The 26,653-nt window shown below is 53.7% G+C and carries 29 protein-coding genes; 10 read left to right on the top strand and 19 right to left on the bottom strand.

Annotated features, from left to right (window positions below; all coding sequences use genetic code 11):
* Window positions 1–17 precede the first annotated feature (17 nt).
* Genes hemW through OGV89_RS12370 form a run of 5 tightly spaced genes read right to left on the bottom strand, consistent with a single transcriptional unit; the run spans window position 18 to window position 3,324 of the window.
* A complete protein-coding gene (gene hemW / locus OGV89_RS12390) occupies window positions 18–1,154 on the bottom strand; it encodes a radical SAM family heme chaperone HemW (RefSeq protein WP_088903071.1) in 1,137 nt (378 codons plus the stop codon).
* The gene (locus OGV89_RS12385; protein WP_003027104.1) at window positions 1,147–1,740 is read right to left on the bottom strand and encodes an XTP/dITP diphosphatase; all 594 of its coding nucleotides are present in this window, start codon (window positions 1,738–1,740) and stop codon (window positions 1,147–1,149) included. Before OGV89_RS12385 ends, hemW begins: the two co-directional genes overlap by 8 nt.
* Window positions 1,741–1,747: 7 nt before the next feature.
* Window positions 1,748–2,038, bottom strand: coding sequence for a DUF167 family protein YggU (yggU, locus tag OGV89_RS12380; RefSeq protein WP_003027101.1), 291 nt, complete (start codon window positions 2,036–2,038; stop codon window positions 1,748–1,750).
* Window positions 2,035–2,601: a YggT family protein gene (locus OGV89_RS12375; protein ID WP_003825417.1), complete on the bottom strand. Its 567-nt coding sequence runs from the start codon at window positions 2,599–2,601 to the stop codon at window positions 2,035–2,037. The genes yggU and OGV89_RS12375 overlap by 4 nt, the downstream gene beginning before the upstream one ends.
* Window positions 2,602–2,619: 18 nt before the next feature.
* Window positions 2,620–3,324, bottom strand: coding sequence for a YggS family pyridoxal phosphate-dependent enzyme (locus tag OGV89_RS12370; RefSeq protein WP_106107608.1), 705 nt, complete (start codon window positions 3,322–3,324; stop codon window positions 2,620–2,622).
* 17 nt (window positions 3,325–3,341) lie between these two features.
* Here OGV89_RS12370 and OGV89_RS12365 point away from each other — a divergent pair, with 17 nt between their 5' ends.
* Window positions 3,342–4,322 carry a type IV pilus twitching motility protein PilT gene (locus OGV89_RS12365; protein WP_213180511.1) on the top strand — a complete coding sequence of 327 codons (981 nt, stop codon included), beginning with the start codon at window positions 3,342–3,344 and terminating at the stop codon, window positions 4,320–4,322.
* Here the strand turns inward: OGV89_RS12365 and ruvX are convergent.
* From ruvX to metK, 8 genes are all read right to left on the bottom strand, one after another.
* Window positions 4,319–4,735: a Holliday junction resolvase RuvX gene (gene ruvX, locus OGV89_RS12360; protein WP_181826196.1), complete on the bottom strand. Its 417-nt coding sequence runs from the start codon at window positions 4,733–4,735 to the stop codon at window positions 4,319–4,321. The genes OGV89_RS12365 and ruvX overlap by 4 nt on opposite strands.
* Window positions 4,735–5,298, bottom strand: coding sequence for a YqgE/AlgH family protein (locus OGV89_RS12355; RefSeq protein ID WP_003027086.1), 564 nt, complete (start codon window positions 5,296–5,298; stop codon window positions 4,735–4,737). The genes ruvX and OGV89_RS12355 overlap by 1 nt, the downstream gene beginning before the upstream one ends.
* 111 nt (window positions 5,299–5,409) lie before the next feature.
* Complete coding sequence (gene gshB, locus OGV89_RS12350; RefSeq protein WP_003027083.1) at window positions 5,410–6,357, bottom strand: glutathione synthase; 948 nt, start codon at window positions 6,355–6,357, stop codon at window positions 5,410–5,412.
* A 19-nt stretch (window positions 6,358–6,376) separates the two neighbouring features.
* Entirely contained in the window at window positions 6,377–7,108 is a 732-nt protein-coding gene (gene rsmE / locus OGV89_RS12345; protein ID WP_003027080.1) for a 16S rRNA (uracil(1498)-N(3))-methyltransferase, read from the bottom strand.
* Window positions 7,109–7,182: 74 nt separating this feature from the next.
* Window positions 7,183–7,890: a deoxyribonuclease I gene (gene endA, locus OGV89_RS12340; protein WP_003846364.1), complete on the bottom strand. Its 708-nt coding sequence runs from the start codon at window positions 7,888–7,890 to the stop codon at window positions 7,183–7,185.
* Window positions 7,891–7,984: 94 nt separating this feature from the next.
* The gene (locus OGV89_RS12335; protein WP_286558698.1) at window positions 7,985–8,482 is read right to left on the bottom strand and encodes a SprT family zinc-dependent metalloprotease; all 498 of its coding nucleotides are present in this window, start codon (window positions 8,480–8,482) and stop codon (window positions 7,985–7,987) included.
* 77 nt (window positions 8,483–8,559) lie between these two features.
* Window positions 8,560–9,954 carry a galactose/proton symporter gene (gene galP / locus OGV89_RS12330; RefSeq protein ID WP_003027074.1) on the bottom strand — a complete coding sequence of 465 codons (1,395 nt, stop codon included), beginning with the start codon at window positions 9,952–9,954 and terminating at the stop codon, window positions 8,560–8,562.
* A gap of 399 nt (window positions 9,955–10,353) precedes the next feature.
* Window positions 10,354–11,508 carry a methionine adenosyltransferase gene (gene metK / locus OGV89_RS12325; protein ID WP_003027071.1) on the bottom strand — a complete coding sequence of 385 codons (1,155 nt, stop codon included), beginning with the start codon at window positions 11,506–11,508 and terminating at the stop codon, window positions 10,354–10,356.
* Window positions 11,509–11,926: 418 nt separating this feature from the next.
* Between metK and yqgG the strand changes: the two genes are divergently transcribed.
* The 4 genes from yqgG (at window position 11,927) to speB (ending at window position 15,430) form a co-directional block, all read left to right on the top strand.
* Entirely contained in the window at window positions 11,927–12,064 is a 138-nt protein-coding gene (yqgG, locus tag OGV89_RS12320; protein WP_269147429.1) for a small protein YqgG, read from the top strand.
* Between the two features lie 91 nt (window positions 12,065–12,155).
* The gene (gene yqgB, locus OGV89_RS12315) at window positions 12,156–12,287 is read left to right on the top strand and encodes an acid stress response protein YqgB (protein WP_003027062.1); all 132 of its coding nucleotides are present in this window, start codon (window positions 12,156–12,158) and stop codon (window positions 12,285–12,287) included.
* An 8-nt stretch (window positions 12,288–12,295) separates the two neighbouring features.
* A complete protein-coding gene (gene speA / locus OGV89_RS12310; RefSeq protein ID WP_003027059.1) occupies window positions 12,296–14,272 on the top strand; it encodes a biosynthetic arginine decarboxylase in 1,977 nt (658 codons plus the stop codon).
* A 237-nt stretch (window positions 14,273–14,509) separates the two neighbouring features.
* On the top strand, window positions 14,510–15,430 hold the full coding sequence (gene speB, locus OGV89_RS12305) for an agmatinase (RefSeq protein WP_003027056.1): 921 nt from the start codon (window positions 14,510–14,512) through the stop codon (window positions 15,428–15,430).
* 196 nt (window positions 15,431–15,626) lie between these two features.
* Here the strand turns inward: speB and loiP are convergent, their stop codons facing one another.
* Window positions 15,627–16,385, bottom strand: a complete 759-nt coding sequence (gene loiP / locus OGV89_RS12300; RefSeq protein WP_003027053.1) for a metalloprotease LoiP — start codon at window positions 16,383–16,385, stop codon at window positions 15,627–15,629.
* Between the two features lie 279 nt (window positions 16,386–16,664).
* On the opposite strand from loiP, the gene tkt reads away from it, so the two are divergent.
* The gene (gene tkt, locus OGV89_RS12295; RefSeq protein ID WP_003027049.1) at window positions 16,665–18,656 is read left to right on the top strand and encodes a transketolase; all 1,992 of its coding nucleotides are present in this window, start codon (window positions 16,665–16,667) and stop codon (window positions 18,654–18,656) included.
* 59 nt (window positions 18,657–18,715) lie between these two features.
* Here tkt and OGV89_RS12290 read toward each other — a convergent pair whose 3' ends face one another.
* From OGV89_RS12290 to OGV89_RS12270, 5 genes are read right to left on the bottom strand one after another with little or no spacing between them, the layout of a single operon-like run.
* On the bottom strand, window positions 18,716–19,366 hold the full coding sequence (locus OGV89_RS12290; RefSeq protein ID WP_103848969.1) for an ABC transporter ATP-binding protein: 651 nt from the start codon (window positions 19,364–19,366) through the stop codon (window positions 18,716–18,718).
* Window positions 19,360–20,037 carry an ABC transporter ATP-binding protein gene (locus OGV89_RS12285; RefSeq protein WP_003846369.1) on the bottom strand — a complete coding sequence of 226 codons (678 nt, stop codon included), beginning with the start codon at window positions 20,035–20,037 and terminating at the stop codon, window positions 19,360–19,362. Before OGV89_RS12285 ends, OGV89_RS12290 begins: the two co-directional genes overlap by 7 nt.
* Window positions 20,025–20,732 (bottom strand): energy-coupling factor transporter transmembrane component T, encoded by a 708-nt coding sequence (locus tag OGV89_RS12280; RefSeq protein ID WP_286558695.1) that lies wholly within the window; start codon window positions 20,730–20,732, stop codon window positions 20,025–20,027. The genes OGV89_RS12285 and OGV89_RS12280 overlap by 13 nt, the downstream gene beginning before the upstream one ends.
* Window positions 20,733–21,311, bottom strand: coding sequence for an ECF transporter S component (locus OGV89_RS12275; protein WP_003027040.1), 579 nt, complete (start codon window positions 21,309–21,311; stop codon window positions 20,733–20,735).
* A 24-nt stretch (window positions 21,312–21,335) separates the two neighbouring features.
* The gene (locus tag OGV89_RS12270) at window positions 21,336–21,761 is read right to left on the bottom strand and encodes a PPC domain-containing DNA-binding protein (protein WP_003027037.1); all 426 of its coding nucleotides are present in this window, start codon (window positions 21,759–21,761) and stop codon (window positions 21,336–21,338) included.
* Window positions 21,762–22,135: 374 nt separating this feature from the next.
* Here OGV89_RS12270 and epd point away from each other — a divergent pair, with 374 nt between their 5' ends.
* From epd to OGV89_RS12250, 4 genes are all read left to right on the top strand, one after another.
* Window positions 22,136–23,164 (top strand): erythrose-4-phosphate dehydrogenase, encoded by a 1,029-nt coding sequence (epd, locus tag OGV89_RS12265; RefSeq protein WP_003027035.1) that lies wholly within the window; start codon window positions 22,136–22,138, stop codon window positions 23,162–23,164.
* A 39-nt stretch (window positions 23,165–23,203) separates the two neighbouring features.
* Window positions 23,204–24,367, top strand: a complete 1,164-nt coding sequence (gene pgk, locus OGV89_RS12260) for a phosphoglycerate kinase (protein ID WP_003027032.1) — start codon at window positions 23,204–23,206, stop codon at window positions 24,365–24,367.
* Between the two features lie 88 nt (window positions 24,368–24,455).
* Entirely contained in the window at window positions 24,456–25,535 is a 1,080-nt protein-coding gene (gene fbaA / locus OGV89_RS12255; RefSeq protein WP_003027029.1) for a class II fructose-bisphosphate aldolase, read from the top strand.
* A 191-nt stretch (window positions 25,536–25,726) separates the two neighbouring features.
* A complete protein-coding gene (locus tag OGV89_RS12250; protein WP_003027007.1) occupies window positions 25,727–26,587 on the top strand; it encodes a small-conductance mechanosensitive channel MscS in 861 nt (286 codons plus the stop codon).
* Window positions 26,588–26,653 lie beyond the last annotated feature (66 nt).

The raw sequence follows: 26,653 nt of genomic DNA, 5'->3' as shown, positions 1-26,653 counted from the left end.
GCCATGTTCACCAGCCATTACTCCGCCAGAAACAGCTCCAACAGAGAGTTCAAAAACAGCTTACCGTGTTGAGTAATCTGCCAGTATTCATCGCATTCACTCAGGTAGCCCTGGGAAATAGCCTCATCGATCTGTCGACGAATAACGTCCTCGGTAAGCCCGGTATATTGTCTGAACTCCGCGCGAGGCGCGGCCTCAAGCAACCGGAAACGGTTCATAAAGAACTCGAACGGCTTATCGGCTTCGGCGACATCACGCTGGCTTTCGAGATAACGCCCTTGCATGTAGCCACGCGGATGCCGTGTTTTGGTGGTACGCAGAATGTGCCCGTCCGGGAACGTAATTTTGCCATGCGCGCCGCAGCCAATACCGAGATAGTCGCCAAAACGCCAGTAATTAAGGTTGTGCTGACACTGATAGCCCGGCTTTGCATAGGCTGAGGTTTCGTACTGTTGATACCCGGCGGCGGTCAGCAACTGGTGGCCTTGCTCAAAAATATCCCACAGCGCATCATCGTCTGGTAAAACAGGCGGACGGGAACCGAACAGCGTGTTGGGTTCGATGGTCAACTGATACCAGGAAAGATGCGGTGGATTGAGCGCGATGGCCTGCTGCAAATCGCCCAGCGCCTCTTCCAGCATCTGATCTGGCAAACCATGCATCAGGTCGAGGTTAAAGCTGCGTAGCCCCAGACCGCTCGCCAGGTGTGCTGCTCGTTTGGCTTCTTCCGGCCCGTGAATACGTCCCAGACGCTCGAGTTTGGCGGAGCTAAAGCTCTGCACGCCAATCGAGATACGGTTTACGCCAGCGCGTTGATAATCAACAAAGCGATCGGCTTCCACTGTCCCGGGATTCGCCTCCATTGTGATTTCTGCATCTGCGGCCAGATTCAGCCGTGCACGCACGCCGTCGAGCAGCGTTTGCATTGCCGGGCCAGAAAGCAGGCTCGGCGTACCACCACCGATAAAAATTGTCTTTACTTCGCGCCCCTGGGCGTGGGCCACCTCAGTATCCAGATCGCTCAGCAGGTGCTGAACATAGTCGTCATGAGGAACCTCGCCCTTAAGCGCATGCGAGTTAAAGTCGCAGTACGGGCATTTCTGCACGCACCAGGGGATGTGAATATAAAGACTTAGCGGCGGAAGGTTAACCATTACGCAGGGCATCCAGCAGCAGCTTCAGTGCCTGTCCGCGGTGAGAAATCGCACTTTTTTCTTCGCGGGTCAGCTCAGCAGCTGTTTTTCCTTCGGACGGCACAAAAAAGATTGGGTCGTAACCAAAACCACCGTTTCCGGCCGGTTCACGGGTAATCACGCCCGGCCAGCTTCCGTGGCACACTAAAGGCGTGGGATCGTCCGCATGGCGCATATACACCAGCACGCAGTGGAATTGCGCCTGACGCTGGTCATCCGGGACATCCCGCAGGGTGTGCAGCAGTTTTTCCAGGTTCTGCTGATCGGTCGCATCTTCGCCGGAATAGCGGGCTGAATAGATACCCGGCGCGCCGCCAAGGGCATTTACTGCCAGGCCGGAGTCATCAGCAATGGCTGGCAAACCCGTAATTTGTGCGGCATGACGCGCCTTCAGAATGGCGTTCTCAATAAACGTCAGCCCGGTCTCTTCTGCAGAATCAACACCCAGATCCGTTTGGGCAACAACATCAAGACCGAAATCACTCAGAAGAGAGGCGAGTTCACGCACTTTACCGGCATTGCCGGTCGCGAGGACAACTTTTTGCATGGAATACCTAATCAGTTAGCGCCGCAATTTCGGGCGGGATCTGTTGCGGATGAATAATTTTAACCTGTTTGTGCCGACCAAGCTCGCCCTTCTCAATAACGACTTGGCTTTTCGCTACGCGGAACTGTTTGCCGAGAAACTTCACCAGATGGCTGTTGGCTTGTCCATCGACCGGCGGGGCGGTAATGGCGACTTTAACTTCGTCGCCATGTAAACCCACAATACTGTCACGGCTGGCTTTCGGCTGAATATAGAGCCGTAAAACCAGACCGTCGTCGCAGGGTGTAACGGCACTCATAGCGCCATCCACAGCCCCGGCAGCAGCATGTTGCCTGTCGCCTGTAACACTTCCGCGATACCCATGTTAATGACATAGAGCAGCAGAACCAGAATCATTGGGGAGAAATCGATCCCGCCCATGCCTGGAAGTATGCGACGGATAGGACGCAACAGCGGATCCGCCAGTTGAATCAGCACGTACTCCACCGGGCTGCGACCCTGGCTGACCCAGCTCATAATCGCCATTACCAGCAGCACCCAGAAAATCAGCAGCCCAATGGTCTTCAGGACAATCAGCACGGCGGCGATCCAGATGATCGGCTGGAACGTGACCACCTTAAATAGCACGATGGCTTTGATAAAGCTGAGAACGAGCGCGACTAATGCTGATGCGCTGTCAATGGGCCCCATCGGAGGAATAATACGGCGTAACGGCCCAATAATGGGCTGAGTGATTTTCACAATAAACTGCGAGAACGGGTTGTAGAAATCGCAGCGAGACCATTGCATCCACACGCGCAGCAGCAGCGCCATGGTATACAGCTCAATTACCGTTGAGAGCAGGAAGGTCAACGTATTCATGGTGTTCCTTAATTTTCCTTATTTTTTAGTGTAATCACGAGCACCAAAAATGGCAGTGCCGATGCGCACCATCGTGCTACCCGCCGCGATAGCGGCATCCATATCATCAGACATCCCCAGCGAGAGCGTATCGATATTTGGATAGCGTGTTTTCAACCCGGCAAATGCTACAGCCATTTGCTGTGCAACTTCAAACTGCCTTACATAATCTGACTCAGGAGCGGGAATAGCCATCAAACCACGCAGGGTAATGCGCGGCAGCGCAGCGACTTCAGCGGCCAGGGCATCAAGCTCTGCCAGCGGAATCCCTGACTTACTGTTCTCATCGCTGATATTAATCTGGATCAGCACATTCAGCGGCGGCAATTCTGCCGGGCGCTGTTCGCTCAGACGGGCAGCGATACGTAGACGGTCGATCGTATGGCACCAGTCAAAGTGCTCGGCGACCAGACGACTTTTGTTGGACTGCAGCGGGCCGATAAAGTGCCACTGCAGATCGTTGACGCCTTTTTCCTGAAAGTAGCGGATTTTATCCACCCCTTCCTGGACATAGTTTTCACCGAAGGCACGCTGCCCTGCGGTAATGGCTTCTTCGATGGCGCTCGCAGGTTTGGTTTTGCTGACTGCAAGCAACATAACTTCTTCTGAAGACCGCCCGCAACGCGTCGCGGCGGCTGAGATTTTGTCCCGGACATGTGCCAGGTTATGCGCGATATCGTTCATTTTCCGAGGATGTTCATATGAATATGGAAGAAATAGTGGCCCTTAGTGTAAAGCATAACGTGTCGGATCTACACCTGTGCAATGCATGGCCCGCGCGTTGGCGCAGACATGGAAAAGTCGAAAGCGCACCGTTTATCACGCCTGACGTAGAGAATCTGCTGATGTGCTCGCTCAGTGAGCAACAACAGGTACAGTTGCAGGAGCAAGGGCAGGTTGATTTTGCCGTTACCCTGACGGACTCCCGGCGGCTGCGCGCCAGCGCATTTGTCCATCTGCAGGGAACCTCGCTGGCGCTAAGACTGCTACCGCTGGATTGTCCTCATTTAGACGATCTTCAGCCTCCCGCGGTCATACCTGAACTGCTTCACAGTGAAAATGGGTTGATTCTGGTGACAGGCGCTACCGGCAGCGGTAAATCTACGACCCTGGCGGCGATGGTGGAGTATCTTAATCAGCATATTGAGGGGCACATTCTGACGCTGGAAGATCCTATTGAATATCGCTACACCAGCCGACGTTGTCTGATTCAACAGCGGGAGGTGGGCGCACATTGCGCCTCTTTCGCCACCGGTTTGCGCGGTGCGCTACGCGAAGATCCCGACGTTATTTTGCTGGGTGAGCTGCGCGACGTGGAAACCATTCGGCTGGCATTAACGGCGGCGGAGACCGGACATCTGGTGCTGGCAACGTTACATACGCGAGGTGCGGCGCAGGCCATCGCGCGGCTGGTGGATTCCTTTGCAGCAACAGAGAAAGATCCTGTGCGTAACCAACTGGCAGACAGCCTGCGGGCGGTTCTTTCGCAAAAACTGGAGGAGGATAAGCAGGGGGGACGCGTGGCGCTATTCGAACTGCTCGTCAACACGCCCGCCGTGGGCAATTTGATCCGCGAAGGGAAAACGCATCAGCTACCCGGCGTGATTCAAACCGGGCAGCAGACAGGTATGCAGACGTTTGCACAAAGTTTGCAGCAGCGACAGGCGCAGGGGCGGCTTTAATAGCCCTGCTCGAAATAGCTTTCCAGGATAATAACGGCAGAAGCGGAGTCCACTTTGCCTTTATTCAACGCCCGGTAACCGCCTTGCTCAAACAGGCCTGAGCGGGCTTCGACGGTGCTCAAACGTTCATCGTGCAGCGTTACGGTTACGCCAAAGCGACCATGAATGCGGTTAGCGAATTTACGTGCGCGCACGGTAAGGGGCTGTTCGGTGCCATCCATGTTGAGTGGCAGGCCGACAATGATTTCATCCGGTTGCCACTCTTTCAGCAGGCGTTCAATCAAATTCCAGTCTGGCGTACCGTCCTGCGCTTTGATGGCAGGCAATGGCCTGGCCGTACCGGTAATGCGCTGACCCACGGCGACGCCGATACTTTTCGTACCAAAATCAAAAGAGAGTAATGTTCCGCTCATCATGCGTGTCCCGCCACGCCGGGCATGGTCTGAATATCTATCCCGATAAGCTTCGCCGCATCGCGCCAGCGGTCGGCAATCGGTGTTTTGAATAAGATGTTGAGATCGGCAGGGGCCGTAAGCCAGGCGTTATCCAGTAACTCTTGTTCCAGTTGGCCCTTTTCCCATGATGAATAACCCAGCGCAACCAGCACTTCGGACGGTTGTTCCTGCGTACCCAGGGTTTCTAATACATCGCGGGAGGTTGTGATGATGGTGTTATCAGAAATGCGAATACTGGACGCAAAGCGCGACGGTGGGGTATGAAGTATAAATCCACGGTCTTCTGCCAGCGGGCCGCCGAGCATCACGGGCTTATCCAGACGAATGGCCGGATCGCGTTCTTCTGGAGTAATCTTCAGCTTTTCCAGAATCCCTTCAATTTGTAAGTTTTCCAGAGGCTTATTGACGATAATCCCCATTGCTCCGTTCTCATTATGTTCACAGATGTACACCACGGAACGGCGGAAAATTGGATCCTGGAGAGCAGGCATGGCAATTAGAAAGTGATGCTGTAAATTCATTGTCAGAGGTTCTGTTTCCTGGTTCAAAAAAGCAACAGCGCCCAGTATGCGTACAAACAGGAGCGCTGTCACTATTAGTATTGGTAGGGTCCCTTCTACCGGCGAGTTCTTTTATTTTTGCAGGCGCGCTTCAATGGCATCCATCAGCATACCGGTAATCGAAACCGGGAACTCCGCTTCAATTTCACGAATACAGGTTGGGCTGGTGACGTTAATTTCCGTCAGACGATCGCCAATGATATCCAGACCGACAAAAATCAAACCTTTCGCTTTCAGCGTTGGCCCAATGCGACGGGCAATTTCCCAGTCACTGTCGGTTAATGGACGCGGCTCGCCACGACCACCTGCGGCCAGGTTGCCACGGGTTTCGCCGCCCTGCGGAATACGCGCCAGGCAGTAAGGAACGGGTTCGCCATCGACCACCAGCACGCGTTTATCGCCGTCTTTAATGGCTGGCAGATAGTTCTGCGCCATGCAGTAGCGGGTACCGTGCTCGGTCAGCGTTTCCGCAATAACGCCAAGGTTCGGATCGCCTTCCTTCACGCGGAAAATAGAGGCCCCGCCCATGCCGTCCAGCGGTTTGAGAATGATGTCGCTGTGTTTTTGCCAGAAGGCTTTCAGCTGCGCTTTATTACGCGTGACCAGCGTTTCCGGCGTCAGATCGGCAAACCATGCGGTGAACAACTTTTCGTTGCAGTCGCGCAGGCTCTGCGGTTTGTTGACGATCAGCGTTCCTTTCTCTTCTGCACGTTCCAGAATATAGGTCGCGTAGATGAACTCGGTATCAAACGGCGGATCCTTACGCATCAGAATAACGTCCAGGTCTGCCAGCGGGAGATCCTGCTCGCTCTTGAACTCATACCATTTGTCGTAGTTCTGCTCTACGCTCAGGGTACGCGTATGGGCGCGGGCTTCGCCGTTGATCAGATAAAGATCGGCCATCTCCATATAATGAATTTCGTAACCGCGGCGTTGCGCTTCCAGCAGCATTGCGAAGCTGGAATCTTTCTTGATGTTGATGCTTGCGATGGGATCCATCACGATGCCGAGCTTGATCATGTTCTTCTCCGTTTATGCCTTAGCCCAGATCGCCAAAACGCACCTGAAGCGCGGTAATGGCGGTGAGCGCAGTTGTCTCAGTACGCAGAACGCGAGGTCCTAACAGAATATCAGTAAACTGATACCGTGCGGTCATGGCAATTTCATCTGCCGACAACCCACCTTCCGGGCCAATCAGCAAGCGGATACGCTCCACCGGGAGCGGCAGCGTGTTAATGCTGGCGCTGGCGCGAGGATGCAGATTGAGCTTCAGTCCTTCGTCCTGTTCTGCGCACCATGCTTCCAGATCCATTGCCGGGCGAATTTCAGGCACCCGATTACGACCGCACTGTTCGCAGGCGGCAATAGCTATTTTCTGCCACTGCTGGAGCTTCTTGTTCAGGCGTTCATTGTCCAGTTTAACGCCGCAACGCTCAGAAAAAAGTGGCGTAATGAGGCTTACACCCAGTTCAATCGATTTCTGGATAGTAAATTCCATTTTTTCACCGCGCGACATTACCTGGCCCAGGTGGATATGCAACGGTGATTCCCGATCGTCGAGTTCAGCGTTAAGCACCTTCACTTCCACGCTTTTCTTACTGGCATGGGTAATTTCGGCGTCGAATACCTGATTGCTGCCATCAAACAGCTGTAGCGGCTGGCCTGGCCCCATACGTAGTACGCGGCCGATATGGTTGGCAGCATCTTCACACAGTGAAATTTGGCTACCGGAAGCGAGTGGCTCTGGGTGATAAATGCGAGGAATGCGCATAGTTAAACATCCGCGTCATGGCCCTGGGCTGCAACAGGCCAGGGCATGGTTAAAAATATTGCCGCTAGTGTAGGTTAGCTCTTTTGCGCCTGGCAAGCGCGTTGCACATAGGGGTTATGATTCCCCTGTACCTTCGCGATGCGTTCGTCGCGCTCACACTCCCAGTCGGTGACCGGATACTGCTTATTCCAGGCATTAAAAAGCTGGGTTTGCTGGCGAGAGAGCGTCAGGTTGTATTGGTCGCGCATATAAAAATAGGTACGCGCGATGGCGCCACGGGCGCGGGCAGGCGGCTCGGCAACTTTCTCTTTGAAATCAACCTTCATCGCGCACTGTCCATACTGGCCTTCGCCACCGTTCCACTGGCTGTACATGAAGTTAGCGCGATCGCCATTCACTTCACCTACCGCAGGCTGCAGGTTATGCATATCGCTTTCCATTTTGCGATAGACCGGATCTTTAGCGCAGTTTTTACGCCCTCCGTCCTGCCAGCACTGGCGCTGATGACCAAACTGCCAGGCGGGGACAACGTGCTCCCATTCAATTCGACTGGCGCGGTTTTCGTTTTTTCGCACTTTATAGCCGCAGGATTCGAGGTCCACGATCCCTTTTTTGCCTTGCCAGTTAATTTTACAACCGCAGTAGAAATCGCCTGGCGCATCGGCGTTAACTTTGACGCCCGCCGCTTTTGCCTGAGAAAAACTGTTGATGCCTTCGGCTAAAGCCGGGCCTGAAAATGCTGCGGCTAACAGGGCCGCAGCAAAGGAAAAATTACGGTACATCACGAACTCCGTGTCAAAACGAGCCCGCAACGTAGCGAAAGTCATTCCTGTATGCAATCAGTTAGATCAGAAAAGTTCCTGATAATTCTGAAGATTATTCTGCAATCAGTGGTTCGCCGCAGTGAACGCAGCGGTAGGTGGCTTCGCCGCGTATCACGCGGTTATGGCGGCGTACGGTTAGTTGGTGTTCCTGACACTTGCAGCGGTAAGTAAAGGTCTTACGCTGCACGGATTGCAGTTCGAACTGATGCGTACGTCGGGCTGGCACGCCCAGCACGCTTTCCATCATCCATTTCCACTCTTTGCCGTGCGGCGGCACGCGGCCAAAGTATTTCCACACCAGTAAATGCGCCAGTTCATGGGGCACCACTTCGTTAACGAACGCGTCAACGTTCTCCATCAGCAGGATGGGATTCAGACGAATTTCGTAGGTTTGTAGCCACGCGGTACCCGCGGCGGTTCCGCGCTGTTGGTAAACCAGCTTTGGCTCCGGGTAATTGCGTTCTAGCTTGAGATTGGCCTGAGCGAGTTTTTCCCGCAGGCTACGCATAACGGCTTGCTGGATGGCGATAGGGAGACGGGAGGTTTTCATAACGCCAGAGGATAGTGCGACAGGGAAGGGACTGCAAGAGGAAGGCTTCCTCCCGCGGGGGAGGAAGCTTTTCGTGATTAGTCGTGTGCGCCAATTTCGCGCAGTTTACGACCTTTCATCAGGTTACGTTCAATGTGTTCCAGAGAGACATTTTTAGTTTCAGGTATCAGCCACAGGGTCAGGAAGATGAACAGGACGTTCAGACCACCGTAGACCCAGAAAGTATTGGCGCTTCCCAGCGAGTTCAGCATCGTCAGGAAGGTTGCACCGACGATCATATTGGCAATCCAGTTGGTTGCGGTAGAGCAGGTGATACCGAAATCGCGGCCTTTCAGCGGTTGGATTTCAGAGCACAGAACCCAAATCAGCGGACCGGCGCTCATGGCAAAGCCAACGATAAACATCAGCAGCATCAGTACAGCGAAGTATTGCGCGGCCGCCGAGTGAATACCCACGTGCATCATCGTACCCAGCACGCCCATACCGACGGCCATGACGATAAAGCCGAGGATCAGCGTAGGCTTGCGGCCCCAACGGTCAACCAGGCCAATGGCGATAAAGGTTGCCAGCACGTTGGTCAGACCGACGATAACAGTCCCCCACATCTGCTCGGTGGTGTTGGTGTAGCCCGCCAGCTCAAAGATTTTCGGTGCGTAATACATAATGACGTTCATCCCGGTGAACTGCTGCATCACCTGTAACAGGACGCCAAGGAATACTGCGCGGCGGAAGTTGCTGTTTTCTTTAAACAGCGCCCAGCCGCTCTGCTTCACCTGCAGACTTTCACGAATTTCATCCAGCTCGCGTTTGGCTTCTGCGCTGGTATCACGCAAACGCAACAGAACACGTTCAGCATCGACAAAACGACGTTTAGCAGCAAACCAGCGTGGGCTGTCCGGCAGGAAGATAACGCCAACCAGCAGCAGCAGGGCAGGGATGATGATCACGCCCAGCATCCAGCGCCATGCGCCGCTGTAGCTAAACGCCGTATCGGAAAGATACGCACCCAAAATACCGATGGTGATCATCAACTGATACATAGAGATCATGCTGCCACGAATTTTTTCCGGGGCAATTTCAGACAGGTAAAGCGGCGCGGTATAAGACGCAACGCCTACCGCAAGGCCGAGCAGCACGCGGGAAACCAACAGCACTTCAACGTTTGGTGCCGCGGCGGAGAACAGTGAACCGGCAACAAACAGGATTGCGCCGATCATCAAACTCTTTTTACGCCCCAGTTTGAAGGAGAGCCAACCGCTGCCGACGGCACCTACGGCAGCACCAAACATCATCGAACTCACCACCCATTCCTGAGTGTGGGGGGTAATTTGGAACTCGTCGGTGATGAACGGTAAAGCTCCGGCAATAACACCGATATCCAGGCCAAAAAGTAATCCAGCCAGGGCTGCAAGAAAGCAGACAAAAAATGTCATGGCTTTGTTGGAACGCCCCGTTTTTTTATTGTCAGGCATGATGCCCTCCGGTTGGGTAGCTAGTTTTGTTGATGTTAAGGGTAGGTGAGTACGGGGTAAAAAAATGCGAATCACATCACATTAGTGTAATCGGTTACACTGGCATTCACGTGGATTATCAATTATTTCATTGAAAAATAACGCTATTCATTTAGCGTGAATAAAGTTAATTGTCTGAATTTAAGACAATGCCGAAATATAATGTAACACTGATGCAATCATAGGGGCGAAGAGAAGTTAATTCAGTTTGGGTTGAGGTGCTGTGGTATGTAATCGCTTTCATTTGTTGTTTACAACAAGGGAGGTTAGCGTAGCTTTGGCTATGGGGTATGGAAGAGAAAAGGACATAAAAAAGACCAGCGCGAGGCTGGTCTTCATAAGCGTTGAACCGTGAGGGAATTACTTCAGACCGGCAGCTTCACGCAGCAGAGCGGCTTTGTCGGTTTTTTCCCATGGGAAATGTTCGCGCCCAAAGTGACCGTAAGCAGCGGTTTCTTTGTAAATCGGGTGCAGCAGATCCAGCATCTGAATCAGGCCATACGGGCGCAGGTCGAAGAACTCGCGCACCAGCAGGGTCAGTTGCTCAGAAGGCACTTTTTCAGTACCAAACGTTTCCACCATGATAGAGGTCGGTTCAGCCACGCCGATTGCATAGGAAACCTGAATCTCACAACGGTCAGCCAGACCAGCGGCAACAATGTTTTTCGCGACGTAACGGGCTGCATAGGCTGCGGAACGGTCAACTTTAGACGGATCCTTACCAGAGAATGCACCGCCGCCGTGACGCGCCATGCCGCCGTAGGTATCAACGATGATTTTACGACCTGTCAGTCCACAGTCGCCCATTGGACCGCCGATTACGAAACGACCGGTTGGGTTGATGAAGAACTTGGTCGAAGCAGTCAGCCATTCAGTCGGCAGTACCGGCTTGATGATCTCTTCCATAACGGCTTCTTGCAGCGATTTCTGATCGATGTCTTCAGAGTGCTGAGTCGACAGAACAACCGCATCAATACCGACGATTTTGCCGTCGTCATACTGGAAGGTAACCTGGCTTTTTGCATCCGGACGCAGCCAGGATAAAGTGCCGTTTTTACGCACTTCAGCCTGACGCTGCACCAGACGGTGAGCATAGGTAATTGGAGCTGGCATCAGCACGTCGGTTTCGTTGGTTGCATAACCAAACATCAGACCCTGGTCGCCTGCGCCCTGTTCCAGCGGATCGGCGCGGTCAACACCCTGGTTGATGTCCGGAGACTGTTTACCAATCGCGCTCAGTACCGCACAAGAGTTGGCGTCAAAGCCCATGTCGGAATGCACATAGCCAATTTCGCGAACCGTATTACGGGTGATCTCTTCGATATCAACCCATGCGCTGGTGGTGATCTCACCGCCAACTAAAACCATACCGGTTTTGACGTAGGTTTCGCAGGCAACGCGTGCTTTCGGATCCTGCTCGAGGATTGCGTCCAGTACGGCGTCAGAGATTTGGTCAGCGATTTTGTCAGGATGCCCTTCTGATACGGACTCGGACGTAAAAAGGTGTTTTGCCATATTTAATTTCACCTAAGGAGAATTTGGTTAGCTCAAACTGTCGAGTGGAATAGCCATGTGTAGAAGATTCTACCATGAGTCTGCAGATGACGGACACTGGCAGTCTGAGTGTTAATCGGTATAGATGGATTAACATCTGGACGGCTATTTTAGGACAGTTCTTCGCCTGATTTCCAGCTTTTTTTGATTGAGGTCGCATTGTACTGAAAATGTAACTGGAAATTTTTCCTGACGGTGCTGGCAATGCGCGCATTTATCTTTTGCTTTTTGACTTCCTTATGGGTATAAAACGCGGCGCGCGGCTCATACAAAAGCACACGACGTTTTCATCGTGTTGCCACTTCCAGCCGGGTTAAGACTTTAGCTTTGGCTTGTGGGTTCGTTCCGTAAGGAGCAACCGTGGAGGTGATACGAGATAATGAACCGTTGTATTCTGCTGAATCTGTCGCACCGTTCTGGTGTACATATGTTCCCCGCAATCTGCATCTTGCATACCTGCCGATGTTATACCCATCTCGGCGCTTCTCAGGACTCCAGGGCCGGTAACGGTCACTAAGAACTGAACAAGGGCGCTCTTGGTAAACAAGAGTTTTCTCGTGGTTTCGCCGAACCGTCAGCATTAAGTTCGGTTACGTGTTTACATTGATATGAAAAAGAAACCGGTCGCACAGTCGGAGCGTCAGCACTATCTGCTGCAAATTCTGCCTGTATTTGGGTTGTTATCGCGTCTTCGGATTGCGATAGTAGTCAACTGTTTTACACTTGTTAATAAAATTTGAGGTTCGCTATGTCTGACGACATTTCTTTGGGTTCGCCTTCGTCAGCAGGCGAACACGGTGTACTACGCTCCATGCAGGAGGTTGCAATGAGTTCCCAGGAAGCCAGCAAGATGCTGCGTACTTACAATATTGCCTGGTGGGGTAATAACTACTACGACGTCAATGAACTGGGCCACATCAGCGTGTGCCCGGATCCGGACGTACCCGAAGCGCGCGTTGACCTTGCTGAGTTGGTGAAAGCCCGTGAAGCGCAGGGCCAGCGTCTGCCTGCATTGTTCTGCTTCCCGCAGATCCTGCAACATCGTTTGCGTTCGATTAACGCCGCGTTTAAACGAGCCCGTGAATCTTACGGTTACAACGGTGACTATTTCCTCGTTTACCCGATCAAGGTCAACCAGCATCGTCGCGTGATTGAATCGCTGATCCACTCCGGCGAACCGCTGGGGCTGGAAGCTGGTTCCAAAGCTGAATTGATGGCCGTTCTGGCCCATGCCGGAATGACCCGTAGCGTGATCGTGTGTAACGGTTATAAAGACCGCGAATATATCCGTCTGGCGCTGATTGGCGAGAAGATGGGCCATAAGGTCTATCTGGTCATCGAGAAGATGTCTGAAATCGCTATCGTGCTGGATGAAGCTGAACGCCTGAATGTCGTTCCGCGTCTGGGCGTGCGTGCGCGTCTGGCGTCGCAGGGCTCTGGCAAGTGGCAGTCCTCCGGCGGTGAAAAATCAAAATTCGGCCTGGCGGCAAACCAGGTGCTGCAACTGGTAGAAATTCTGCGCGAGCGTGGGCGTCTGGACAGCATCCAGTTGCTGCACTTCCATCTCGGCTCCCAAATGGCGAACATTCGTGATATCGCCACCGGCGTACGTGAGTCGGCGCGTTTCTACGTTGAGCTGCACAAGCTTGGCGTTAATATCCAGTGCTTCGACGTGGGCGGTGGTCTGGGCGTAGATTACGAAGGTACCCGTTCGCAGTCTGACTGTTCCGTAAACTACGGTTTGAACGAATACGCCAACAACATCATCTGGGCTATTGGCGACGCCTGTGAAGAACACGGTCTGCCGCATCCGACGGTAATCACCGAGTCTGGCCGCGCGGTAACCGCGCACCATACCGTGCTGGTATCTAACATTATCGGCGTTGAGCGTAGTGAACACACCGAAGCCACGCCTCCGGCTGACGATGCGCCACGTGCCCTGCAAAGCATGTGGGAAACCTGGCAAGAGATGCATGAACCGGGAACCCGTCGTTCGCTGCGTGAATGGCTGCACGACAGCCAGATGGATCTGCACGATATTCACGTTGGGTACTCTTCAGGCACCTTTAGCCTGCAGGAGCGTGCGTGGGCAGAGCAGCTGTATCTGAACATGTGCCATGAAGTGCAGAAACAACTCGACCCGAGCAACCGTGCGCACCGTCCGATTATCGACGAGCTGCAGGAGCGTATGGCGGATAAGATTTACGTCAACTTCTCACTGTTCCAGTCGATGCCGGATGCGTGGGGGATCGATCAGCTGTTCCCGGTAATGCCGCTGGAAGGGTTGAATCAGGTGCCTGAACGCCGTGCGGTGCTGTTGGATATCACCTGCGACTCTGATGGTGCTATCGACCACTACGTTGACGGTGATGGCATTGCGACCACCATGCCGATGCCGGAATACGACCCTGAGAACCCGCCGATGCTGGGCTTCTTTATGGTGGGTGCGTACCAGGAGATCCTCGGCAACATGCACAACTTGTTTGGTGATACCGAAGCGGTTGACGTGTTCGTCTTCCCTGACGGCAGCGTAGAAGTTGAGCTGTCCGACGAAGGAGATACCGTGGCGGATATGCTGCAATACGTGCAGCTGGATCCGAACACCCTGCTGACGCAGTTCCGTGACCAGGTGAAAAACACCGATCTGGACGCTGAGCTGCAACAGCAGTTCCTCGAAGAGTTTGAAGCCGGTCTGTACGGTTATACTTATCTGGAAGATGAGTAACGATAAATGTCAGGTGGCGCTGCGCTTACCGTTCCTACGAAAGTAGGCCGGATAAGGCAAAGCCGCCATCCGGCAGTCGGAATCCGCGGGGGCAGCATTTGTGGCACTCACTTGAATCCGTACAAAATAACGGCGATAATTTGCCGTAAATATGCAGTTACCAAATCAATCCCTTCCTCGTCGGGCTTAACGACGCGGAGGGGATTTTTTTTCATCGATTTTTAAAGAGGTCAGTACATGAGCACCTTAGGTCATCAATACGACAACTCCCTGGTTTCTAACGCCTTTGGTTTTTTACGTCTGCCGATGAACTTCATGCCGTACGACAGCGACGCCGACTGGGTGATCACCGGTGTACCGTTTGATATGGCAACGTCTGGTCGTGCGGGCGGGCGTCATGGTCCGGCGGCAATCCGTCAGGTTTCCACCAACCTGGCCTGGGAGCACAACCGCTTCCCGTGGAACTTCGATATGCGCGAGCGCCTGAACGTGGTGGACTGCGGCGATCTGGTTTATGCGTTCGGGGATGCGCGTGAAATGAGTGAAAAACTGCAGGCGCATGCTGAGAAGCTGCTGTCTGCCGGTAAGCGCATGCTCTCCTTTGGCGGCGACCACTTCGTCACGCTGCCGCTGCTGCGCGCGCATGCCAAGCACTTTGGTAAAATGGCGCTGGTGCACTTTGATGCCCACACCGACACCTACGCTAACGGCTGCGAATTCGACCACGGCACCATGTTCTACACTGCGCCGAACGAAGGTCTGATCGATCCGAATCACTCTGTGCAGATCGGTATTCGTACCGAGTTCGACAAAGACAACGGCTTTACCGTACTGGATGCGTGCCAGGTTAACGACCGCAGCGTTGATGACATTATCGCTCAGGTTAAGCAGATTGTCGGTGATATGCCGGTATACCTGACTTTTGATATCGACTGTCTGGACCCGGCGTTTGCACCAGGAACCGGTACGCCAGTGATCGGCGGTCTGACTTCCGATCGTGCTATTAAACTGGTACGTGGTCTGAAAGATCTGAACATCGTCGGGATGGATGTTGTTGAAGTGGCTCCGGCCTACGATCAGTCAGAGATCACCGCACTGGCGGCGGCAACGTTAGCATTAGAAATGCTCTATATCCAGGCGGCGAAAAAAGGCGAGTAACGGTTTCGGGCTATTTTACTCGCCATTTTGAACCCGGGCAGTGCTCGCCATCCTCACGTACTACGTGTACGCTCCGGTGGCTGTGCGCTGTCCGGTCTCAAACTGGCTTCGCCAATAACGCCCGATCGCTGGACTAAATTTGTAATTCTGTAGGCCGGATAAGGCGTTCACGCCGCTATCCGGCACTGTTCGAAGATTATTTGATCCCGTCTGCGCTCATGCGATCGCGAATATGTTGCGCACGTTCTGCGGATGCCGGATGATCGTCAAACATTGAGCTTTGACGTCCTGCTTCCAGTTTTGCCAGTTTCTCAAAACTGGTGGCTAAGCCAGCCGGATTGATCCCACGTTTGCGCAACAGATCATACGAGTAATCATCCGCCTCGGATTCCTGACGCTGGGAGAACTGTGAGTTCACCAGTTTCTCGCCAAGATCGCCCAATTGCGATTGCGACAGGCTGCCGACAATCCCGCCAGCGGAAGCCGCAGCTGCCCGCACGGCGTTCGTACCCAGCGCAACCTGCATCCCTTTTTTCACGTGACCCAGCGCAACGTGACCCATTTCGTGGCCGATCACCGCTTCGACTTCGTTGTCGGTCATCATATCCATCAGGCCGCTGTATACGCGGATACAGCCGTTCGCCATGGCAAAGGCATTTACATCTTTCGCCATATAGACTTTGTAGTTCACCGGCTGGCCGTTAATGTTATCGCCAAGCGCGGCGGCGATTTTGCCAAGACGCGTTGCATACTCGCTGCCAGCCGGGGCGATGGTAGCTTTGCTGTCCATATCCTTACAGGCCTGATCGCTCAGCGCTTTTACCTGCGCATCGCTCAGACTGTAGGCCTGGAAAGCCTCTGCGCCTGAGGAAAGCAGTCCGTTTGAGTCCATGTTCTGGCAGCCGGTCAATGCCGCCGCCATGCTCGTAGCAAGCAGTAAAGCGCGAATTTTCATTTTTTCTCTTCCGCACAAAGTCAGGATTATTCTAAAAAATGCGTCGTTTGCAGGTGAACCGACGCTCGGCATAAGTATAAAGAAAAGAACAATAAGCGGGCGAGAAGATTGCGCAACTTGCGCGCATGATCCAGAGATTTCTGAAGCGGTAAAAGGATGCTCCATGTACATGACACGCGGCTTGGGTTACATTGTTGGCACTTTTTTCCGGCGTAGCCCAAAACGCGCTGTCGTCAAGTCGTTTAGGGCGTGGCCTTCATTATCCGATCTGGAGTCAAAATGTCCTCACGTAAAGAGCTTGCCAATGCTATTCGTGCGCTGAGCATGGACGCAGTACAGAAAGCCAAATCCGGTCACCCGGGTGCCCCGATGGGTATGGCTGACATTGCCGAAGTCCTGTGGCGTGATTTCCTGAACCACAACCCGACTAACCCGTCCTGGGCTGACCGTGACCGTTTCGTGCTGTCTAACGGCCACGGTTCAATGCTGATTTACAGCCTGCTGCACCTCACCGGCTATGATCTGCCGATGTCCGAGCTGCAGAACTTCCGTCAGCTGCACTCCAAAACGCCGGGTCACCCGGAAGTGGGTTACACCGCGGGTGTTGAAACCACGACCGGTCCTTTGGGTCAGGGCATTGCGAATGCAGTGGGTATGGCTATCGCTGAAAAAACGCTGGCGGCGCAGTTTAACCGTCCTGGTCACGACATCGTTGACCACTTCACCTATGCTTTCATGGGCGACGGCTGCATGATGGAAGGTATCTCTCACGAGGTATGTTCCCTGGCTGGTACGCTGAAACTGGGTAAACTGGTTGCGTTCTACGATGACAACGGCATCTCTATCGATGGCCACGTTGAAGGCTGGTTCACCGATGACACCGCGAAGCGTTTCGAAGCTTACGGCTGGCACGTGATTCGTGGTGTAGATGGTCACGATGCTGACGCGATTAAACGCGCTGTTGAAGAAGCACGCGCAGTGACCGACAAACCGTCCCTGCTGATGTGCAAAACCATCATCGGTTTCGGTTCTCCGAACAAAGCCGGTACCCACGACTCTCACGGTGCACCGCTGGGCGATGCAGAAATCGCACTGACCCGCGAACAGCTGGGCTGGAAATACGCGCCGTTCGAAATCCCGTCTGAAATCTACGCGCAGTGGGATGCGAAAGAAGCCGGCCAGGCAAAAGAAGCCGCATGGAACGAGAAGTTCGCTGCTTATGCCAAAGCTTTCCCGCAGGAAGCTGCTGAATTCACCCGTCGTATGAAAGGTGAAATGCCGTCTGACTTCGACGCAAAAGCCAACGAGTTCATTGCTAAGCTGCAGGCTAACCCTGCGAAAATCGCCAGCCGTAAAGCGTCTCAGAACGCGATTGAAGCCTTCGGTCCTCTGCTGCCTGAATTCCTCGGCGGCTCTGCTGACCTGGCACCGTCTAACCTGACTCTGTGGTCTGGTTCTAAGGCCATCAACGAAGATACTGCCGGTAACTACATCCATTACGGTGTACGTGAATTCGGTATGACCGCGATTGCCAACGGTATTTCCCTGCATGGTGGTTTCCTGCCGTACACCTCCACCTTCCTGATGTTCGTGGAATATGCCCGTAACGCGGTGCGTATGGCTGCGCTGATGAAACAGCGTCAGGTGATGGTCTATACTCACGACTCCATCGGTCTGGGTGAAGATGGCCCGACTCACCAGCCGGTAGAGCAGGTTGCTTCTCTGCGTGTGACCCCGAACATGAGCACATGGCGTCCGTGTGACCAGGTTGAATCCGCAGTAGCATGGAAATACGGTGTTGAGCGTCAGGACGGCCCGACCGCGCTGATCCTCTCCCGTCAGAACCTGGCGCAGCAGGAACGTACTGCAGAGCAACTGGCGAACATCGCTCGCGGTGGCTACGTGCTGAAAGATTGCGCGGGTCAGCCGGAGTTGATCTTCATCGCCACCGGTTCTGAAGTTGAACTTGCCGTGGCTGCCTGGGACAAACTGACCGCTGAAGGCGTGAAAGCGCGCGTGGTTTCCATGCCGTCTACCGATGCATTCGACAAGCAGGATGCGGCTTACCGTGAATCCGTACTGCCGAAAGCCGTCTCTGCTCGCGTCGCTATCGAAGCTGGCATTGCTGACTACTGGTTCAAATACGTGGGCCTGAACGGCGCTATTGTTGGTATGACTACCTTTGGTGAGTCTGCACCGGCGGAACTGCTGTTTGAAGAATTCGGCTTCACCGTAGACAACGTGGTCGCGAAAGCAAAAGAACTGCTGTAATTTCGATTACAGGTGAAAACGGGTCGCTTAGGCGGCCCGTTTTTTGCTTCTCAGGGTAGTTACGTGCGTAGCTGACCTGCTTCAAGACGTACTATGCGCGAAAAATGGCGCTGCGTAAATGCAGCGTCATGACTGATCGCTACAACGCTGGCGCCACGTGTACGACACACTGCCAGCCAGTTTTCGAAGACGCCAAGCCAGTGTGCATCAAAGTCCCGACTGGGCTCATCCAGCAGTAGAATAGCGGGTTTGAGGGCTTCCAGACTGGCGACGGCAACCATACGTCGTTGTGCCGTATGCAGATCGAGCGGGTGCGCGTCGGCGACATCCTCTAACTGACATAATCGCAGCGCCGCCATCGTGCGTTGCGCAATTTCAGTCGCCGGAAGCTTCTGTAGCCGTAATCCGAAGGCCACTTCCTCTGCAACCTTGCTGTGAAAGATTTGATTCTCCGCCTCCTGAAACAGTACGCCGAGCACCCTGGCGCGCTCCCGGTTTTTCAGTTGCGCAATCGCACGATTTTGAACGGTTATTGTGCCGGATGAGGGCGTCAGTAGCCCGGCCATGATGCGCAACAGCGTGGATTTTCCTGCGCCATTATCGCCCGTTAGCGCCAGCCATTCCCCCTCCTGGAGTTCCAGCGAAATATTGCGTAAACAGTCATCGGCGGCGTTCGGCCAGCGATAGCTGATCTGGTTTAGCGTCAGCATAGTGATGACAATGCTCCGTCGCGCAGCTGCCATGCCTGCTGGCAGTAGCTGAGAAAAGGTGAAGGGTTGCGTTCGAAAAGTATCACCAAAGCATGCTGTTCCTGTGCCCACTGTTGCAGTCGCGCCAGCAGCATTGCCGTGGCTTGCGCCGTCAGGCGACTGAACGCTTCATCCAGAATCAATATTTTCGGCTGCATGGCGAGTGCGCTGGCAATGACTACCCGCTGGGTTTCCCCGCCGGAAAGGGTGCCGGGATGACGATGGCGCAGAGGCTGACATTCCGTCAGCGTAAGGGCGGCATCTATGCGCTGCATAATTTCAGTCTCGGTAAGGCAGAGATTTTCCGGGCCAAACGCCACTTCTTCCTCCACGCTGAAAGTACAACCTGAAAGCTGCAGGTAAGGTGACTGCTGCACAAGCTGGATGGTACTCGACTGCTCGACCAGCGATAGTTGCCCGATGGGATTACCCAGTAGCGTGCCTGTGCCCTCAATTTCTCCCGGAAGGAAGTCGGGGTACCAGCCAGCCATCAGCTGTGCCAGCGTACTTTTCCCGCTGCCGTTCTCACCAAAAATAGCCACCATACCAGGCCTGGCGTAATGGAAATCGTAACAGGCGGATGGCCGCATAGCGTGCGTCGGAATATAGCGAAACTGCTCTAACGTAACCATATCCAGATTCCTGTCTCAACTGCCATCAGAACCACCATACCGTAGCGGGCCAGACGTTGTAAGGTGCTGTCTGGTGGCGCCCACAGCGTGGTGCGAGTGCGATGCAGGCGAAATCCCCGCATATCGAGCGCTGCACCGCGAACGGCCAAGTCATTGAGCGCGTTATGGGTGAGCGGCACAATTAATGCCGGCATAGCGCGTAAACGTTGGTACCAGGACTCATCCAGCGGTACGCCGCGTGCGCGCTGAGCCTCGTGAATAATCGCCAATTGGTGTTTGAGCTGTTCAACCACCAGCAGCGGGCCTGCGAACAGATAGGCAACGCCTGGCGGCAGGCGTGAAGCAAACAGGGCGCGCATAAAGCGCGCAACCGGCACGTACTGCATCCACATCTGCGATGTCGACACAATGGAGAGGATCCGCAGCCAGAGCGTAACGGCATCGGCCCAGCGTTCTGGTGTGCGCGGCTGCCCGCTAATCCACTCGGTAAGCCATCCGCCGTGTACCAGCCATAGCCCTAGTCCTAAGGGGATCATCAGCCAGAGTACGTATTTCGCCCGCGACCGCGTAGCCTTCATACATAGCAAACCGACAAACGTCGCGGCGCTGTACAAGCTGAGCGGCACTCCGGCTGGCAGCAGGAGCGTGGAGCAGGCGGCAAGCACCCACAGAGTTAACGACGTAAACGGATGCATTTAGCGCACGGCAGACATCGTAGGGAAATGGCGCGTTGTGCGCAGCGGAAGTTGTCGCAGCAGCACCCAGACGATGATTGCCGTGAGGATTTTATCGACCAGATTCGCTCCGATGACGGTGATGGCGACGGACTCAACCAGGTTCTGACCGACCGAGTGCATCCAGGCGACAAAAAGATCGGCGCCGCTGCCGGTGACACCCCCGAACAGAGTCGTGCGAATCGGCACGGCAACGAGGGTCACGGCAAGCGTGATAATTACGCCGCTGACCACGACTTTGGGTAAGGTGCGAAACCATCCCGCCCGTGCCAGCCAACCGGCGACCAGTCCAATAACCATGGCGACGGGCGCAAAGGCGGCGGCGATCGGATCGGTCAGCAACCCCCACAACAGGTTAGTGAGTAATCCGGTTAGCATCCCAACAACCGGTCCTAACAGCACCGCGCTGATCAACGTGCCAATCGAGTCGAGAAAAATAGGTAATTTCAACATGCTGATAAGCTGCCCACCGACCATGTTGATGGCGATAGCAATGACAATAAGAACCAGAGACTGGCTGGAAAATTGGCGACGCGCCATAAAAGACCTCGTATAAGTGAATCGTTAGCGGGATGAAATAACCAGTTCGTCATAACCGGAAACGGCGCAGGGCTGACGGCTGAATGCCAGAGACGTCAACTCGCCAATCACCAGTTCCAGCGTGGTTCGCACGGTACAGCCCGGCATCATGTGTCCGCCCAGCATCGCGCCGTGTGGGTCAGCAACCGCCAGATGAAGATGCTCGCCGGTAAGTTCCAGCGTGCCGTTCAGAGAGATAATTTCCCACGTACCCGTAAGTAATGTGGTTTCTTCACGTCCGGCGAAGCGCAGAGCAATGTTGGTCAAACTGCCGGTGCAACCCGCTATCCAGGCTGCCTGTAGTTGATGCTGCTGGATAAAAGCGTGTAGCGCTGAAAAGACTTCCTGGCCCGGTAATAAACGCAGCGCATGAAAGCGAGCTTCAGATGGTTGGGGATAGAATGTTGCCATAGTTGAGGGACTCCGAGACTCGGACGTTGCGCTGATAATATAGACGCGGGTTAGGGAGCTTTCTGATATAAATCAGGATTTGTGACATGGCAACGAAATAATCTTGCTACGGTTATTCGTAATTCTGGAATATGGAATAAAAGTCGCGTTGAAGGACGTTAAAATGTGACGTAAGTCAGATAACTGTGTTCTGCTGCTGGACAATCATTCCTTTTATTCCGCGTTTCGCTTATTCTAGCTGAAGCGTTTCAGTCGATTAAATGTTCGACAATTAACCAATTAGTCGCAGTTTGCGACAGGTAAGGTTTCCCTGAGCGATTTGCTGCATTACTCTGTCTGCCACATCGTTTCTGAGAAATCCTTGCAGGAGACCTATGACCGTACGCGTAGCGATTAATGGTTTCGGTCGCATCGGACGCAACGTGGTTCGTGCTTTGTATGAATCCGGGCGTCGGGCGGAAATCACCGTGGTGGCAATCAACGAACTGGCGGATGCTGCAGGCATGGCGCATTTGTTGAAATATGACACCAGCCATGGGCGTTTTGCCTGGGATGTTCGTCAGGAACGAGACCAGCTCATCGTTGGCGATGACGCGATCCGCATTCTGCATGAGCGAACGCTCGATGCGCTTCCGTGGCGCGAACTGGGTGTCGACGTTGTGCTGGATTGTACGGGGGTCTTTGGCAGCCGCGAACACGGCGAGGCGCATATTGCCGCCGGCGCAAAGAAAGTGCTCTTTTCACATCCTGGTAGTCACGACATCGACGCAACCGTTGTGTTTGGCGTTAATCAGGATCAGCTGCGCGCTGAGCACCGGATCGTTTCCAATGCCTCCTGCACCACGAATTGCATAATACCCGTCATTAAATTGCTGGATGATGCTTACGGCATTGAGTCTGGTACCGTCACCACGATCCACTCCGCGATGCACGATCAGCAGGTTATTGATGCTTATCATCCTGACCTGCGTCGCACGCGAGCGGCCAGCCAGTCGATCATTCCGGTTGATACCAAACTGGCGGCGGGCATCACGCGAATTTTCCCGCAGTTTAACGATCGTTTTGAAGCGATTGCGGTGCGTGTACCGACCATAAATGTGACGGCGATCGACTTAAGCGTGACGGTGAAAAAACCAGTAAAAGCCAGTGAAGTCAACCAGTTGCTGCAAAAAGCAGCACAAGGTGCATTTCATGGTATAGTTGACTATACGGAATTACCGTTGGTCTCAGTAGATTTTAACCACGACCCGCACAGCGCCATCGTTGATGGTACGCAAACGCGCGTGAGTGGCGCTCACCTGATCAAAACGCTGGTCTGGTGTGATAATGAATGGGGCTTTGCTAACCGTATGCTCGATACGACGTTAGCGATGGCTGCTATTGGTTTCAGGCTCGACGCTTGAGCGTCGACAAAACTTTATGAATCAACGAGAGGATTCACCATGTCTGTAATTAAGATGACCGATCTGGATCTGGCTGGTAAACGCGTTTTTATCCGTGCGGACCTGAACGTACCAGTTAAAGAAGGGAAAGTAACCAGCGATGCGCGTATCCGTGCTTCCCTGCCAACCATCGAACTGGCCCTGAAACAAGGTGCTAAAGTGATGGTAACTTCCCACCTGGGTCGTCCTACCGAAGGCGAGTACAACGAAGAATTCTCTCTGCTGCCGGTTGTTAACTACCTGAAAGACAAACTGTCTGCTCCGGTTCGCCTGGTAAAAGATTACCTGGACGGCGTTGAAGTCGCTGCCGGTGAACTGGTTGTTCTGGAAAACGTTCGCTTCAACAAAGGCGAGAAGAAAGACGACGAAGCGCTGTCCAAAAAATATGCTGCTCTGTGCGACGTATTCGTTATGGACGCTTTCGGTACTGCTCACCGTGCGCAGGCGTCCACCCACGGTATCGGTAAATTCGCCGATGTCGCTTGTGCAGGTCCGCTGCTCGCTGCCGAGCTGGATGCACTGGGTAAAGCACTGAAAGAACCTGCTCGTCCGATGGTTGCTATCGTTGGTGGTTCTAAAGTTTCTACCAAACTGACCGTTCTTGATTCTCTGTCAAAAATCGCTGACCAGCTGATTGTTGGCGGTGGTATCGCGAACACCTTCGTTGCTGCTCAAGGTCACAACGTGGGTAAATCCCTGTACGAAGCTGACCTGGTTGACGAAGCTAAGCGTCTGCTGACCACTTGCGACATCCCGGTTCCGACCGACGTTCGCGTAGCGACTGAATTCTCTGAAACCGCACCGGCTACCCTGAAATCCGTTAGCGATGTAAAAGAAGACGAGCAGATCCTGGATATCGGCGACGCTTCTGCACAGCAGCTGGCTGACATCCTGAAGAATGCGAAAACCATTCTGTGGAACGGCCCGGTTGGCGTGTTCGAATTCCCGAACTTCCGCAAAGGTACTGAAATCGTTGCTAATGCCATCGCAGACAGCGAAGCATTCTCTATCGCAGGCGGCGGTGACACCCTGGCAGCAATCGACCTGTTCGGCATTGCTGACAAAATCTCCTACATCTCTACTGGCGGCGGCGCGTTCCTCGAATTCGTGGAAGGCAAAGTACTGCCAGCAGTAGCCATGCTCGAAGAGCGTGCTAAAAAGTAAGAATTTAATGGGCAGGGAAACCTGCCCTTATTTTAGCGCGCTTTAGGGCGCGCGCCCTTTCCAAGGCCGAAGATACAGGACTCGTAAAATGTCTAAAATTTTTGATTTCGTAAAACCAGGCGTAATCACTGGTGATGACGTACAGAAAGTTTTCCAGGTAGCTAAAGAAAACAACTTTGCTCTGCCAGCTGTTAACTGCGTGGGTACCGACTCCATCAACGCCGTTTTGGAAACTGCTGCAAAAGTTAAAGCGCCGGTAATCGTACAATTCTCCAACGGTGGTGCTTCTTTCATCGCGGGTAAAGGCGTGAAGTCCGACGTTCCTCAGGGCGCTGCAATCCTGGGTGCTATCTCTGGCGCGCATCACGTTCACCAGATGGCTGAACACTACGGTGTTCCGGTTATCCTGCACACTGACCACTGCGCGAAGAAACTGCTGCCGTGGATCGACGGTCTGCTGGACGCGGGTGAAAAACACTTCGCAGCAACCGGCAAACCGCTGTTCTCTTCTCACATGATCGACCTGTCTGAAGAGTCTCTGGAAGAGAACATCGAAATCTGCTCCAAATACCTGGCGCGCATGTCCAAAATGGGCATGACTCTGGAAATCGAACTGGGTTGCACCGGTGGCGAAGAAGATGGCGTGGACAACAGCCACATGGACGCTTCTGCACTGTACACTCAGCCGGAAGACGTTGATTACGCATACACCGAGCTGAGCAAAATCAGCCCGCGTTTCACCATCGCAGCGTCCTTCGGTAACGTACACGGCGTTTACAAGCCGGGTAACGTCGTTCTGACCCCGACCATCCTGCGCGACTCTCAGGACTATGTTTCTAAGAAACATAACCTGCCGCACAACAGCCTGAACTTCGTCTTCCACGGCGGCTCCGGTTCTACTGCTCAGGAAATCAAAGACTCCGTAAGCTACGGCGTAGTGAAAATGAACATCGATACCGATACCCAATGGGCTACCTGGGAAGGCGTTCTGAACTACTACAAAGCAAACGAAGCTTACCTGCAGGGCCAGTTGGGTAACCCGAAAGGCGAAGATCAGCCGAACAAGAAATACTACGATCCGCGCGTATGGCTGCGTGCTGGTCAGGCAACCATGATCACCCGTCTGGAACAGGCTTTCAAAGAACTGAACGCGGTTGACGTTCTGTAATTTACGCCGTTCCACGTGACATGAGGCCCGCAAATGCGGGCCTTTTTTATTGCTATGTCAACGCTCTGCTGGCAGAGAATTCTGTGATCTGTTTGGCAAAATCCAGGTTTATTGTTTACCCTTGTCAGGTTGCCAGTCCCGTCAGGGCGGCTTTATTTCTCCCGTTTGGGTAAGCAAAAAAGGAATATTGAATGGAAGATTTGAATGTTGTCGACAGCATAAACGGTGCGGGCACCTGGCTGGTGCGCAACCAGGAACTGCTGTTGAGCTATGCCGTCAACATCGTTGCGGCCATCGCGATTGTCATTATCGGTATGATCGTGGCGCGCATTGTATCAAATACCGTTAACCGCCTGATGCTGGCGCGTAAAATTGATGCCACTGTTGCCGACTTCCTCTCTGCACTGGTGCGTTACGGTATTATCGCTTTCACGCTGATTGCCGCTCTGGGTCGCGTTGGGGTGCAAACAGCCTCCGTGATCGCCGTTCTCGGTGCCGCAGGTTTAGCCGTCGGTCTGGCGCTGCAAGGTTCGCTGTCCAACCTCGCCGCAGGTGTCCTGCTGGTAATGTTCCGTCCGTTCCGTGCGGGTGAGTATGTCGATCTCGGCGGCGTGGCTGGAACCGTGCTCAACGTGCAGATTTTCTCCACCACCATGCGTACCGTTGACGGTAAGATTGTAGTGATCCCGAACGGTAAAATTATTGCCGGGAACATCATTAACTTCTCTCGTGAGCCGGTTCGTCGTAACGAATTTATTATCGGCGTGGCTTACGACTCCGATATCGATCAGGTGAAAAAAATCCTCACTGATATCATTCAGTCGGAAGATCGCATTCTTAAAGACCGTGAAATGACGGTACGCCTGAATGAGCTGGGGGCTTCCTCAATTAATTTTGTGGTACGCGTCTGGAGCAACAGCAGCGATCTGCAAAGCGTCTACTGGGATGTGCTGGAACGCATTAAGCGCGAGTTCGATGCCAACGGCATCAGCTTCCCGTATCCGCAGATGGATGTGAACTTCAAGCGTGTGAAAGAGCGCGCGGCAGAGTAATTACGCGCCCGGAGGCGCTTTTGCTTTCCGGGCCGATAAAAACTTTCTTTCCATTAATTTCCCTAA

The organism is Citrobacter sp. Cf125, from assembly GCF_030333935.1.
Taxonomy (GTDB): Bacteria; Pseudomonadota; Gammaproteobacteria; order Enterobacterales; family Enterobacteriaceae; genus Citrobacter; species Citrobacter freundii.
This window is presented reverse-complemented; position numbering and strand designations above follow the sequence as displayed.